Raw genomic sequence first — 13,105 nt, 5'->3', positions numbered from 1 at the left:
CCGCCTTTGTTCTGTATTGATTGCCGCCTTACGCTCCAATCACTCCGCCATCTTCACGCGTGATCATCAACACCGATGAACGCGGGCGCGGGCTGTTGTTCGGGAAGTGCGAATCGCCCTCTTCTCCCGGATGCTGTACGTTGACGAACATCGTCTTGTAGTCCGGGGTGAAGGTGATGCCGGTCAGTTCGCAGGACTTTGGCCCCACCATGAAACGGCGGATCTCACCGCTGACCGGATCGCCCACCAGCATCTGGTTGTTGCCCTGCCCGACGTAATCGCCCTTGTTGCTGTACTTGCCGTCGGTGAGGATCCACAGGCGGCCGGCGCGATCGAAGCCCAGCCCGTCCGGGCTGTTGAAGGTATTTTCCGCCGTGATATTCGGCGTGCCGCGGTTGACGCCTTCGGGGTGGGCGATCGGGTTGCCGCACAACGCATAGATGTCCCAGGCGAAGACGTCGGCGGTGGCGTCGCCGCCCTCGTCCCAGCGAATGATTTGGCCGTAGATATTGTTCGGTCGCGGGTTGGCGGCGTTCAACGGCATCCCTTCCTCGCCGCGCTTGCTGTTGTTGGTCAGCGTGCAGTACGCGCGCCCGTCATGCGGGTTGACCGCGATCCACTCAGGGCGATCCATCTTGGTGGCGCCGACCTGCTGCGCCGCCTTGCGGGCGAAGATCAGCACTTCGGCCTCGTCGCGGAAGCCGTTCTCCGGCGTCAGGCCGTTCTTGCCGAACTCGAGCGCAATCCAGCGCCCTTTGCCCTTCAGCGGCGTGCCGGCTTCGTCGCCGTCGAACTGCGCCACGTACAGCGTTCCCTCGTCCAGCAGCGTGCGATTGTTGGCCGGATTGGCGGCGTCGACCACGCCTTTGGAAACGTACTTATAGATATGTTCACCGCGCTCGTCGTCGCCCATATACACCACCAGACGGCCGTCTTTGGCCACGGTCACCGCCGCGTTTTCATGTTTGAAGCGGCCGAGCGCGGTGTGCTTGATGGGCGTCGAGGTCGGATTCAACGGATCGATCTCGACGATCCAGCCGTGGCGGTTGAATTCGTTGGGATTCTTCGCCACATCGAAGCGCTCGTCATAGTCCGGCCAGTTGCGCTCCGGTTCGTTGACCTTCAGCGTGTAGCGCTTCTGTTCCGGCGTGGTTCGATAATCGGCCTGACGGGTGCCGAAATAGGTGTCGAAGTTTTCCTCGCAGGTCAGGTAGGTGCCCCACGGCGTCTTGCCGTTGGCGCAATTGCCGAACGTGCCCAGCACCTTGCGGCCGCTCGGATCGGCGGCGGTCTGCAACAGCGGATGTCCGGCGGCCGGGCCGCTGAATTGCATCTCGCTGTTGGCGGTGATGCGGCGGTTATAGCGCGACGGGCGCTCCACCGCCCAGCGCTGGCCGTCGCCGACCCGCTTGACCGCGACAATGGAGACGCCGTGCGCCGCCTGCGATTTGCGCACCTCTTCCAGGCTGGTGGCCTTGGCGCCGCCGTGGGCGAACAGGTACTGCTCGTTAACGTATTCGTTATTGATGGCCATCACGCCGTGATTGTCATCGATAGGGAAGAAGCTCATGCCATCGTTGTTGTCGCCAAACTGTTTTTCCTGATCGGCGGCGCTGTTGTTGCCCTGCGGATCGAAGGCCGGCGCGCCGTCCACCAGCGGCTCGCCCCAGGAGATCAGCACCTCGGCGCGGTAGCCTGGCGCTATCGTCACTTCATCGGCGGTAGACGCGGCGATGCCCCGGAAACCCAGCAGCGTGTTCGGCGGCAGATCCTCGGCTAACGCCTCGGCGGAGACCGACCAGATGCCGCCGCCGAGAAAACCGGCCAGGCCGACGGCGCCGGCGCTGCCGAGCAGCAGCTTGCGGCGAGTGGGATCGATCAGGCGGTCGGCGTCTAATTGCTCAATTTGCTTGGTCATAACGTGGTTACCTTTTTAGTTATGGCGCCGCGGTCAAGATTCACCAGAGTTGCCGTGGCGCTCGGAGTTGGGCTTCATACTAATCAGGTAATGTGACGGAAAGGTTACGAATGACCGGCGCAAAAAGACCGGGGGCGCAATTGCTTGCGCCCCCGGGGATAGCTGGCTAACGCGCTGAAATCAGCGGCGCTGCAGGATTTCGAAGCAGTAGCTGTGCGAATTCAGCTCGTCGGCGTCGTGGAATTCGCTGAACGTGGTTTCCCACTCGTCCGGCTCGTAATCCGGGAAGTGAGTATCGCCGCCGACTTCGGCGTCGATGTGCGTCAGGTACAGGCGATCGGCGCGCGGCAGCAGCTGGGTATAGATGCGCCCACCGCCGATCACCATCACTTCTTCCACCTCACCCGCGGCGGCCAGCGCCTCATCCAGCGAGGTCACCCAGGTCACCCCGGCGGCATTACCTGGGCGGCTGCTCAAAACGATATTGTGGCGGCCCGGCAGCGGGCGGCCGATGGACTCGAAGGTCTTGCGGCCCATAATAACCGGCTTATTCAACGTGTTGCGTTTAAACCACGCCAGGTCCGCCGGCAGGTGCCACGGCATGGCGTTTTCCATGCCAATAACGCGATCCGCCGCCAAGGCAGCGATCAGGCTGATAATCATTGTTTAACCCTGTGTAGGCAGCAAAATTGGTGACACTATACGTAAAGGCCTGAGTGCCGTCGATAGGCTAATCAAGCAAGATGAATATATAAGATAGCTCTTATCAGCATATCTAATAACCAACGATCGCCCGCCGGGAAATTTCACACGCCGGGGCGTTTGCGATACAGCCACAGGCCCGGTAACGACAGGCCGATCGACAACGCGCCGACGATGAAACTGGCCTTGAGGAAGTTGGTGATCATGGTCTCCATCAAGGCTTCGCTGTAGCCAAGATGCGAGATCTCTACCACAGTTATCATCGCGGTATAGGCGGAAATGCCGGGGAACATCGGGATCACCGCCGCCACGGTGAATACCTTCGGATGCGCCAACAGCCAGCGCGACCAGTAGATGCCGATGATACCGATCAGGATCGCCGCCAGCAGCGACGCCCACTCGATATTCATGCCAGCGTGCATCATCAACATGCGCGAGCCGCGCCCGATTGCCCCGAGCAACGCGCAATAGCGCAGCGCGCGCAGCGGTACGTTGAACACCATGGCGAAGCCCAGCGCCGGTACCGCCGCCAACAGCATCTCCTGCAACAATGCCCACAGCAGATTCATGACCACCCCCGCAGATCCCACAGCGACATCGCCATCACCACCCCGATGCAGGTCGCCAGCGTCAGCAGGCTGGCCATCGCCCAGCGCGCCAGCCCGGTGTTGACGTGCCCCTTAAACATATCGGCCACTGCGTTGATCAGCGGGAAGCCCGGCACCAGCAACAGCACGCTGGCGGCCATCGCCACGCTCGAGGTCTCTTTAAACGCCGGTAGGCGCAGCAGCAGCCCAGATATCGACGTAGCGACAAACGCCGTCAGGCAAAAATTGATCAGCGGATTCATCTGGCGGGCGGTGAGGATCTGGCGCACCAGCATCGCCGCGCCGCTGGCGATAAAGGTCACCAGGAAGGCGTCGCCGCCGCCACCGTTGAGCATGCTGAAACACCCGCAGGATAACCCCACCATCAGCACCACCAGCCAGCGCGGGTAGCGCAGCGGCCGGATCCTTTCAAAGCGACGCGCCACGTCGTGCGCATCCGCCAGGCGATGCTCGGCGAGGATCACGATATGCTGCACTTCGGTCACCACCTGCATATTGATGCCGCGATCGACATTCTTGCGGGTGGTGGTCAGGCAGGCGCCGTGGCTGAGGGTGGTCAACACCACCGCATTGGCGGAGATTGAACTTTCCACGCTGTCCATCCCCAGCGCCAACCCCAGGCGGGTCGACAGCTGTTCCACCACCGTGCTCTCGGCGCCGTGCTGCAACAGCAGCAGCGCGCATTGAATGCACAAGCGGGTAATTTCACGCTGTTGCCGGTGCGGCTCCGGCCTCTCTGTGGCGGTAGTCTGCTGCATGGTGCTCCGTCGCTGGCGGTAGATGAATTATTATCATAGAGCCTAACAATACCTCATTGGGTTGATGCGCATCAGAGGAAGCGGCGTTATTATCGCCAGAACTCTGTCTTTTGCGCGAGACGCTCCCATGCTTGAAACTTCGCTGTTCGTCGCCGGCATTGCCGCCCTCGGCATGCTCTCCCCCGGCCCGGATTTTTTCCTGGTGATCAAAAACGCCGCCCGCTATCCTCGGCTAGCCGCCATGATGACCGCATTCGGCGTGATATGCGGTGTCGCCACCCACATGTCCTACTGCGTCGCCGGGCTGGCGGTGGTGATCACCACCACGCCGTGGCTGTTTAACCTGCTGAAATACGCCGGGGCGGTCTATCTGGTGTGGATCGGCATCCAGGCGCTGCTGTCGCGCGGCGGCGGCAAAATGAACGTCAGCAATCTGCCGCAGCAGCAGGTCAGCCTGAAGAGCGCCTTTGCGCAAGGCTACCTGTGCAACCTGCTGAACCCGAAAGCCACCCTGTTCTTCCTGGCGGTATTTACCCAGGTGCTGCAGATCGATTCCGGCCTGGGCGACAAGCTGTGGTACGCGGGGATTATTCTCGGCCTGTCGGTCATCTGGTGGCCGCTGCTGGTGTTCCTGATCCAAAGCGGGCCGGTGCGCCGCGGGCTGGAAAAGACGCAGAAGGTCGTCGACAAATTGCTGGGCGGCATGCTGATCGCCTTAGGGATCAAGGTCGCGTTGAGCTAAGCAAAAAAACGGGGCGCCATTACGGCGCCCCTGCTGTTATCCTTTGGCTTCCACCACCTCATCTTCCGGCGCCTTGCCGTCGATACTGCCGCGCCAGCCGGTCTGCTGCACCCGCGACAGCCGATTCTGATCCTGCTCGATGGCCGCACTGAGCATCTCCTTGGCTCTCTGCAGGCTGGCGATACGGAATTCAGTATCCTGATAATTCTCCAGCGTGTCTTCCAGCATCTTCAGGTTATAGCGGCGGAACGTGTCCGCCTTCTCGCGCGCCTCATAGGCGTCCAGCCCCAGCAGTTCCAGCGTTTCACGGCCGATGCGCAGCGAGCTTTCGAAAGTTTCGCGCTCCGGTTTTTCCACCCCTAGCTGCCGCAGCTGATACCAGTGATCGACGTCGCGCGCCCGCGCCACCACCTTCAGATGCGGGAAGTGCTGCCTGGCCAGCTCGGTTAACGCCAGGCTGTCTTCCACATCGTCGATGGCGTTGATCAGCACCTTGGCGTGAGCGGCGCCGGCGGCCTCCAGCAGATCGGCCCGCGTGGCGTCGCCGTAAAACACCTTGGTGTCGAATTTGCGCAGCGTTTCAATATGGTCCGGATCGTGATCCAGTACCACGGTGTGCACGCCGTTGGCCAACAGCAAACGGCCGGCGATCTGGCCGAAACGGCCGAAGCCGGCAATGATCACGCTGGCATTCTCGTCGTCGATGACGTCAGCCGGGCGCTCCTCTTTCGGCGCATTTTTTTCCAGCTGCGCGGCGATCACCAACAACAGCGGCGTGGCCGCCATCGACAGCGCTACCGCCAGCGTCAGCGATTTGGCCCATTCGACCGGCAATACGCCGGCCAGCTGCGCGGCGCTGAAAATCACAAAGGCAAACTCACTGCCCTGGCCCAGCAGAATGGCGAACAGGCCGCGCTGGCGCTTCGGCACCCCGAGCAGCGGCCCAATCAGCCACAGCAGCGCCGCCTTGATCAACATAAAGCCCAGCAGCAGCGAGGCGATCAGCAGCGGGTGATGGAACAGGGTGCCGAAGTCAATCGACATGCCAACGCCGATAAAGAACAGCCCCAGCAGCAACCCCTTGAACGGCTGAATATCGCTCTCCAGTGCGTGACGGTATTCCGAGCTCGCCAGCAGTACCCCGGCGAGGAACGCCCCCATCGCCATCGACAGTCCGGCCATCTCCAGCAGGATGCCAAAACCGAACACCAGGAACAGCGCCACGGCGCTGAACACCTCGCGCATGCCCGAACGGGCGACGAAGTGCAGCAGCGGGCGGGTGACGTAGCGGCCGAGCAGCACCACCATCGTCAACGCGCCCACCACCTTGGCCGCCGACAGTACGAAAGCGCCCAGCGTGGTGGTGGCGCCGCTGCTGGCGAGCAGCGGGATCATCGCCACCAGCGGGATCGCCGCGATATCCTGGAACAGCAGCACCGCAAACGCGCTGCGGCCGATTGGCGACGGCGTCAAATTACGTTCGCTCATCGCCTGCATGGCGATGGCGGTAGATGAAAGCGCCAGCGTCAAGCCGATCAGCAGCGCCACCTTCCAGTTGAGGCCGAGGAAGTAACAGAAGGCGCTCAGCGCCAGGCCACAGCCCACCATTTGGATGCTGCCGCCGCCGAACACCGAGGCGCGCAGCGTCCACAGCCGCTTGGGATCCAGCTCCAGGCCGATGATAAACAGCATCAGCACCACGCCGATCTCGGCGAAGGTCAGGATCGACTCGGCATCCGACACCAGCTTCAGCCCCCAGGGGCCGATAATACAGCCGGCGATCAGGTAGCCAAGCACCGAGCCCAGCCCCAGTCGCACCGCGATCGGCACGAACAGCGCCGCGGAGCCGAGGTAGATCAGTCCCTCGATCATCATGTGATGGTTATCCATGGCTGGCCTCCCGGGTTTCCGCTTCGGCATGTTCCATCAGGTAGTCAACCAACCGCTGGCGGTAGGCTTCGCCGGCGGCGAGCAGCGCCGGCTCGTTGCAGGTAAAGGTGTTGTGCACGGCGAAATAAGGTTGCCAGTTCATGCCGCAATAGATCGCCGTAGCCTGCAGCGGCTGCGCCAGCGTAGCAAAGTTAGGAAAGTCGCCCAGCTCGAAGTGGTGCTCGTCGCCGCCGCTGGTCACTGCCCACAGGCAGTCTTTACCCACCAGCGCATTGCCGTCGTGGCCGTAGGCCCAGCCGTGCTCCAGCACTTTGTCGATCCACAGCTTCAACAGCGGCGGGAAGCTGTACCACTGCATCGGATGCTGCAGCACCACCAGGTCGGCGCGCTCCAGCGCCTGTTGCTCGGCGTTGATATCGATATTGAAATCGGGGTACAGCTCATACAGCGAGCGCACCTCTACCTCGGGGAGATCCCTCACCGCCTGCAGCAGGCGCTGATTGGCATGCGAATGCCGGGGATACGGGTGAGCATAAATTATCAGAATCATTGTTATCGTCGTTCCTTCGTTTCTTGCCAATACACCAAGCATATACCAATCACACAGAGTGACAGTTTGCCCACTGATTGATAGCGGAAATTTTTAACGCCAGCCGACAAATTCGCTGAATAAAAAAAGGCGCTGCATCTGCAGCGCCCTGGCATAACGTTCTCGCGCGGTTACTTGCCGATACGCGCGTGCATTTCCTGCACCGAAGTCACCTGCTCGGTCGGATCCGCTTTTAGCGCCATCGCGGTGGCAAAGCCGCCGTTCAGCGTGGTGTCGTAGTGCACCTTGTACTGCAGGGCGCTGCGGCGAATCAGCTTGGAGTCCTCAATCGCCTGGCGGCCTGCCGTGGTGTTGACGATGTAGGTGTACTCGCCGTTCTTGATACGGTCTTGAATGTGCGGACGCCCTTCGTGCACCTTGTTGACCAGGCGCGGGTTGATGCCCGCTTCGCCCAGCACCACCGCGGTGCCGTGGGTGGCATCCAACTCGAAGCCCTGCTTCAGCAGGCTGGCGGCCAAATCGACCACGCGGGCTTTATCGCCTTCGCGCACCGACAGCAGCGCGCGGCCCTGCTTCTTCATGCCCGAGTTGCTGCCCAGCATCGCTTTGGAGAAGGCTTCCGCGAAGGTGCGGCCTACGCCCATCACTTCCCCGGTAGAGCGCATTTCCGGCCCCAGAATCGGGTCGACGCCCGGGAATTTGTTGAACGGCAGCACCACTTCTTTCACCGAGTAGTACGGCGGGATAATTTCTTCGGTCACGCCCTGCTCAACCAGCGTTTTGCCCGCCATCACGCGCGCGGCCACTTTGGCCAGCGGCACGCCGGTCGCTTTGGACACGAACGGCACGGTACGCGCGGCGCGCGGGTTGACTTCAATCAGGTAGACTTCGTTGTCTTTCACCGCGAACTGTACGTTCATCAGACCGCGCACCTGCAGCTCGAACGCCAGTTTTTCCACCTGGCGACGCATCACGTCCTGAATTTCCTGGCTCAGGGTGTACGCCGGCAGTGAACACGCGGAGTCGCCGGAGTGCACGCCCGCCTGCTCGATGTGCTCCATGATGCCGCCAATCAGCACGCGCTCGCCGTCGCAGATAGCATCGACGTCCACTTCCACCGCGTCGTCCAGGAAGCGGTCCAGCAACACCGGCGCATCGTTGGACACGCTGACCGCGGTCTGGAAATAACGGCGCAGGTCGGTTTCGTCATAGACGATTTCCATCGCCCGGCCGCCCAGCACGTAGGAAGGACGTACTACCAGCGGATAGCCGATGCCCGCCGCCTTCTCGACCGCCTGCTCGATGGCGGTAACGGTGGCGTTGGCCGGCTGCTTCAGGCCCAGGCGGTTGACCGCCTGCTGGAAGCGTTCGCGGTCTTCGGCACGGTCGATGGCGTCCGGGCTGGTGCCGATGATCGGCACGCCTGCGGCTTCCAGCTCACGCGCCAGCTTCAGCGGGGTCTGGCCGCCGTACTGTACGATAACGCCTTTTGGTTTCTCGATGCGCACGATTTCCAGCACGTCTTCCAGGGTCACCGGCTCAAAGTACAGGCGGTCCGAGGTGTCGTAGTCGGTGGAGACGGTTTCCGGGTTACAGTTGACCATGATGGTCTCGTAACCGTCTTCGCGCAGCGCCAGAGAGGCGTGCACGCAGCAGTAGTCAAACTCGATGCCTTGGCCGATACGGTTCGGCCCGCCGCCTAACACCATCACTTTCGGCCGGTCGTTGGTCGGGTTGGACTCGCACTCTTCTTCATAGGTGGAGTACATGTAGGCGGTGTCGGTGGCGAATTCCGCCGCGCAGGTATCCACGCGCTTGTACACCGGATGCAGACCGTGGCTGTGACGCAGCTTGCGAATTTCGCTCTCGGCGACACCGGCTAGCTTGGCCAGACGCGCATCGGCGAAGCCCTTGCGCTTCAACGTGCGCAGGAAGTCTTTGTCCAGGCCGTTGATGCCCGCTTCGGCTACCTGCTCTTCCAGGCGCACCAGCTCTTCAATCTGCACCAGGAACCAGCGATCGACGTTGGTCAGGTTGAAGACGCCGTCGACCGACAGACCGGCGCGGAAGGCGTCGGCGATGTACCAGATGCGGTCGGAACCGGCGTCTTTCAGCTCGCGGCGGATTTTGGTCAGCGCTTCCGGATCGTCCAGGCTCACTTTCGGATCGAAGCCGGTGGCGCCCACTTCCAGACCGCGCAGCGCTTTCTGCAGCGACTCCTGCTGGGTGCGGCCGATGGCCATCACTTCGCCGACCGACTTCATCTGGGTAGTCAGGCGATCGTTGGCGCCGGCGAACTTCTCGAAGTTGAAACGCGGGATCTTGGTCACGACGTAGTCGATGGACGGCTCGAACGACGCCGGGGTGCGGCCGCCGGTGATGTCGTTCATCAGCTCATCGAGGGTATAGCCCACCGCCAGTTTGGCGGCGATCTTGGCGATCGGGAAGCCGGTGGCTTTCGACGCCAGCGCCGAAGAGCGCGACACGCGCGGGTTCATCTCGATGACGATCAGGCGGCCGGTTTTCGGGTTAACCGAGAATTGCACGTTGGAGCCGCCGGTTTCAACGCCGATCTCACGCAGCACCGCCATCGAGGCGTTGCGCATGATTTGGTATTCCTTGTCGGTCAGGGTCTGGGCCGGCGCAACGGTGATCGAGTCGCCGGTGTGGATGCCCATGGCGTCGAAGTTTTCGATAGAGCAAACGATGATGCAGTTGTCGTTCTTATCACGCACCACTTCCATCTCGTACTCTTTCCAACCGATCAGCGATTCGTCGATCAGCAGCTCGTTGGTCGGCGACAGGTCCAGACCGCGTTCGCAGATCTCTTCGAACTCTTCGCGGTTGTAGGCGATGCCGCCGCCGGTGCCGCCCATGGTAAAGGAAGGACGGATGATGCACGGGAAGCCGACGTCAGCGGCTACCGCCAGCGCTTCTTCCATGGTGTGCGCGATGCCGGAACGCGCGGTATCCAAACCGATTTTCTTCATCGCCACGTCGAAACGGCGGCGGTCTTCGGCCTTGTCGATGGCATCGGCGGTCGCGCCGATCATGGTGACACCGAACTCGGCCAGCACGCCCTGACGCTCCAGCTCCAGCGCGCAGTTCAGCGCCGTCTGGCCGCCCATGGTCGGCAGCACCGCATCCGGGCGCTCTTTTTCGATGATCTTGCGCACCACTTCCCAGTGGATCGGCTCAATGTAGGTCGCATCGGCCATTTCCGGGTCGGTCATGATGGTCGCCGGGTTGGAGTTGACCAGAATGACGCGGTAACCCTCTTCGCGCAGCGCTTTACACGCCTGGGCGCCCGAGTAGTCGAACTCACACGCCTGGCCGATAACGATCGGACCCGCGCCGAGGATCAGGATGCTTTTTATGTCTGTACGTTTTGGCATTTTTTACTGCTCCTGATTATTTGGCGTTAGAACGGTAAGTCTCAATCAGTTCGATAAAGTGATCGAACAGCGGCGCGGCGTCGTGCGGGCCTGGGCTGGCTTCCGGGTGCCCCTGGAAGCTGAACGCCGCCTTGTCGGTGCGGTGAATGCCCTGCACCGTGTGGTCGAACAGCGATTTGTGCGTCACGCGCAGATTCGCCGGCAGGTTGTTTTCATCTACCGCAAAGCCGTGGTTCTGCGCGGTGATCATCACGGTGTTGTTGTCCAGATCCTTCACCGGGTGGTTGCCGCCGTGGTGGCCGAGCTTCATCTTCATGGTTTTCGCCCCGCTGGCCAGCGCCAGCAGCTGGTGGCCCAGGCAGATGCCGAACACCGGAATGTCGGTTTCCAGGAACTGTTTGATGGCGGCGATGGCGTAGTCGCACGGCTCCGGGTCGCCCGGGCCGTTGGACAGGAAGATGCCGTCCGGATTCATTTTCAGCACTTCGTCGGCTGGGGTCTGCGCCGGCACCACGGTCAGGCGGCAGCCGCGATCCACCAGCATGCGCAAGATGTTGCGCTTGGCGCCGTAGTCGTAAGCCACCACGTGGAACGGCAGTTCCGCGGCGGTTTTGGCTTCCGGCAGATCGCCTTCAAGCGTCCAGCTGCCTTGCTGCCAGCTGTAGGCCTCTTGAGTGGTGACCTCTTTCGCCAAATCCATGCCCTTCAACCCCGGGAAGCCTTGCGCCTTGGCCAGGGCCAGCGCGGCGTCCGGCGAATCGGCGGCAACGATGCAGCCGTTCTGGGCGCCTTTTTCGCGCAGCAGGCGGGTCAATTTACGGGTATCGATATCGGCGATCGCCACGATGTTGTGACGCTTGAGGTAGTCGGACAGGCTTTCTTCACTGCGGTAGTTGCTGGCGATCAGCGGGAGGTCACGAATGACGAGGCCTTGGGCGTGTACTGCGGAGGATTCTTCGTCGGAAGCATTGGTGCCGACATTGCCGATATGAGGATAAGTAAGAGTAACGATCTGGCGGGAATAGGAAGGATCAGTGAGGATTTCTTGATAACCGGTCATCGACGTATTGAAGACCACTTCCCCCACTGCCGTTCCCTCTGCCCCGATGGCCCGACCGTGGAATTGGGTTCCGTCTTCCAGAACCAATAGCGCTGACTTTATCAAAACATCCTCCGAGGAATAATCAATCACAATATTTGCATATTAATTCAGATATCGCGATCTAAATCAATGCAAAAACCGTCCGCGAGGCCAATTTTTGGCAAATTGGGCGCATTTTAATGATGAGTGCCTGGCTTGTCTACCCAAACTGCCATTTTTTGTTTTATTTTTGCAGTTCTCGGCGCTCATGCGGCGTGAGCGGCGATAAAAACACAGAAAACCGGGGCTAGGAAACGGTTGCGGGGAAGAATGACGGAAAACGCGGCCAGAATGGGACGAAAAAGACGCTAAAAAAACTGTCAGCGGAAAAAACGGAGGTAATCAGCAGGATAAACACACAAAAACAACCACTTCAATGACAAAGTCAACAAAACATAATATTTATCATGTTAAAAAAAAGGACAATAAAATTATTGCCCTATTATCATAGCATTATGATCAACACAACCACATCACGATGGTATTCAATTTAGTTATATCTGGTCCAAACTTAGCACATCGCGCATATCAAACAGGCCTTTATCCCGGTTATGCAACCAGGAAGCCGCGCGCACCGCGCCGCTGGCAAAAGTCATACGGCTGGAGGCCTTATGGGTGATTTCCACCCGTTCACCGATGTCGGCGAACATCGCGGTGTGCTCGCCGACGATGTCGCCGGCGCGAATGGTGGCAAAGCCGATGCTTTTCGGATCGCGTTCGCCGGTATGGCCTTCGCGCGCATAGACCGCACAGCTTTTCAGATCGCGCCCCAGCGCGCCGGCGATCGCTTCGCCCATGGCCAACGCCGTGCCCGACGGCGCATCCACTTTGTGGCGATGGTGCGCCTCAACGATTTCGATATCGGTATAGTCGCCCATCACCTGCGCGGCCTTCTCAAGCAGTTTCAGCACCAGGTTGACGCCGACGCTGAAGTTGGCGGCGAACACGATGCCGATATGCTGCGCCGCATCGCGGATCGCCTGCTTGCCGGCGTCATCAAAGCCGGTGGTACCAATCACCATCGCCTTATGGTGCGCCACGCAAAATTCCAGGTAGCCCAGGGTGCTTTCAGGGCGGGTGAAGTCGATCAGAATGTCGAACTCGCTCGCCACGTTATCCAGACTGTCGCTCACCTTGACGCCCAGCGCGCCGATGCCCGCCAGCTCGCCGGCGTCGACGCCGATCAGGCTTGAACCCGGGCGCGACAGCGCCGCTCCCAACACCACGCCTTCCGCCTGCTGCACCGCCTGGATCAACTGACGGCCCATCCGGCCGCCGGCGCCCGCAATCGCAATGCGGATTTGTGAATCACTCATGCTTGCTCTCTTCTTGTTTTGACGCCTATCCCATTAGGCTATCGATTCAGGGTAACCGTCCCACTTCAGCGTCGCCAGAGGATTC

General features: G+C 60.8%; 10 protein-coding genes. 1 reads left to right on the top strand and 9 read right to left on the bottom strand.

Annotated features, from left to right (window positions below):
• Nucleotides 1–28 precede the first annotated feature (28 nt).
• The 4 genes from ACMGGW_RS01970 to ACMGGW_RS01955 all read right to left on the bottom strand — a co-directional run bounded on the left by ACMGGW_RS01970 (nt 29) and on the right by ACMGGW_RS01955 (nt 3,986).
• On the bottom strand, nt 29–1,918 hold the full coding sequence (locus tag ACMGGW_RS01970; RefSeq protein ID WP_049207251.1) for a PhoX family protein: 1,890 nt from the start codon (nt 1,916–1,918) through the stop codon (nt 29–31).
• Between the two features lie 180 nt (nt 1,919–2,098).
• On the bottom strand, nt 2,099–2,581 hold the full coding sequence (folA, locus tag ACMGGW_RS01965; RefSeq protein ID WP_025301539.1) for a type 3 dihydrofolate reductase: 483 nt from the start codon (nt 2,579–2,581) through the stop codon (nt 2,099–2,101).
• Nucleotides 2,582–2,724: 143 nt separating this feature from the next.
• Nucleotides 2,725–3,189 (bottom strand): threonine/serine exporter, encoded by a 465-nt coding sequence (locus ACMGGW_RS01960; RefSeq protein ID WP_015376621.1) that lies wholly within the window; start codon nt 3,187–3,189, stop codon nt 2,725–2,727.
• Nucleotides 3,186–3,986: a threonine/serine ThrE exporter family protein gene (locus ACMGGW_RS01955; RefSeq protein WP_025301537.1), complete on the bottom strand. Its 801-nt coding sequence runs from the start codon at nt 3,984–3,986 to the stop codon at nt 3,186–3,188. The genes ACMGGW_RS01960 and ACMGGW_RS01955 overlap by 4 nt, the downstream gene beginning before the upstream one ends.
• A 127-nt stretch (nt 3,987–4,113) precedes the next feature.
• On the opposite strand from ACMGGW_RS01955, the gene ACMGGW_RS01950 reads away from it, so the two are divergent.
• Nucleotides 4,114–4,728 carry a LysE family translocator gene (locus ACMGGW_RS01950; RefSeq protein ID WP_025301536.1) on the top strand — a complete coding sequence of 205 codons (615 nt, stop codon included), beginning with the start codon at nt 4,114–4,116 and terminating at the stop codon, nt 4,726–4,728.
• Between the two features lie 36 nt (nt 4,729–4,764).
• On the opposite strand, the gene kefC is transcribed toward ACMGGW_RS01950, so the two are convergent.
• From kefC to dapB, 5 genes are all read right to left on the bottom strand, one after another.
• On the bottom strand, nt 4,765–6,618 hold the full coding sequence (gene kefC, locus ACMGGW_RS01945; RefSeq protein WP_025301535.1) for a glutathione-regulated potassium-efflux system protein KefC: 1,854 nt from the start codon (nt 6,616–6,618) through the stop codon (nt 4,765–4,767).
• Nucleotides 6,611–7,168 (bottom strand): glutathione-regulated potassium-efflux system oxidoreductase KefF, encoded by a 558-nt coding sequence (gene kefF, locus ACMGGW_RS01940; RefSeq protein WP_025301534.1) that lies wholly within the window; start codon nt 7,166–7,168, stop codon nt 6,611–6,613. The genes kefC and kefF overlap by 8 nt, the downstream gene beginning before the upstream one ends.
• Before the next feature lie 170 nt (nt 7,169–7,338).
• A complete protein-coding gene (gene carB / locus ACMGGW_RS01935; RefSeq protein ID WP_025301533.1) occupies nt 7,339–10,563 on the bottom strand; it encodes a carbamoyl-phosphate synthase large subunit in 3,225 nt (1,074 codons plus the stop codon).
• A 16-nt stretch (nt 10,564–10,579) separates the two neighbouring features.
• Entirely contained in the window at nt 10,580–11,728 is a 1,149-nt protein-coding gene (gene carA / locus ACMGGW_RS01930) for a glutamine-hydrolyzing carbamoyl-phosphate synthase small subunit (RefSeq protein WP_071826157.1), read from the bottom strand.
• Nucleotides 11,729–12,198: 470 nt separating this feature from the next.
• Nucleotides 12,199–13,020, bottom strand: coding sequence for a 4-hydroxy-tetrahydrodipicolinate reductase (gene dapB, locus ACMGGW_RS01925; RefSeq protein ID WP_025301531.1), 822 nt, complete (start codon nt 13,018–13,020; stop codon nt 12,199–12,201).
• Between the last annotated feature and the right edge of the window lie 85 nt (nt 13,021–13,105).

It is taken from the genome of Serratia sp. BNK-4, assembly GCF_048685115.1.
GTDB lineage: Bacteria > Pseudomonadota > Gammaproteobacteria > Enterobacterales > Enterobacteriaceae > Serratia > Serratia bockelmannii.
Note: the sequence above shows the minus strand (reverse complement) of the source record. Positions and strands in the feature narration are given on the sequence as shown.

Coding starts and splice junctions, on each gene's coding strand:
- folA (WP_025301539.1), bottom strand. CDS start 2,581: ATGATTATCAGCCTGATCGCTGCCTTGGCGGCGGATCGCGTTATTGGC.
- ACMGGW_RS01950 (WP_025301536.1), top strand. CDS start 4,114: ATGCTTGAAACTTCGCTGTTCGTCGCCGGCATTGCCGCCCTCGGCATG.
- dapB (WP_025301531.1), bottom strand. CDS start 13,020: ATGAGTGATTCACAAATCCGCATTGCGATTGCGGGCGCCGGCGGCCGG.
- ACMGGW_RS01970 (WP_049207251.1), bottom strand. CDS start 1,918: ATGACCAAGCAAATTGAGCAATTAGACGCCGACCGCCTGATCGATCCC.
- ACMGGW_RS01955 (WP_025301537.1), bottom strand. CDS start 3,986: ATGCAGCAGACTACCGCCACAGAGAGGCCGGAGCCGCACCGGCAACAG.
- ACMGGW_RS01960 (WP_015376621.1), bottom strand. CDS start 3,189: ATGAATCTGCTGTGGGCATTGTTGCAGGAGATGCTGTTGGCGGCGGTA.
- kefF (WP_025301534.1), bottom strand. CDS start 7,168: ATGATTCTGATAATTTATGCTCACCCGTATCCCCGGCATTCGCATGCC.
- carB (WP_025301533.1), bottom strand. CDS start 10,563: ATGCCAAAACGTACAGACATAAAAAGCATCCTGATCCTCGGCGCGGGT.
- kefC (WP_025301535.1), bottom strand. CDS start 6,618: ATGGATAACCATCACATGATGATCGAGGGACTGATCTACCTCGGCTCC.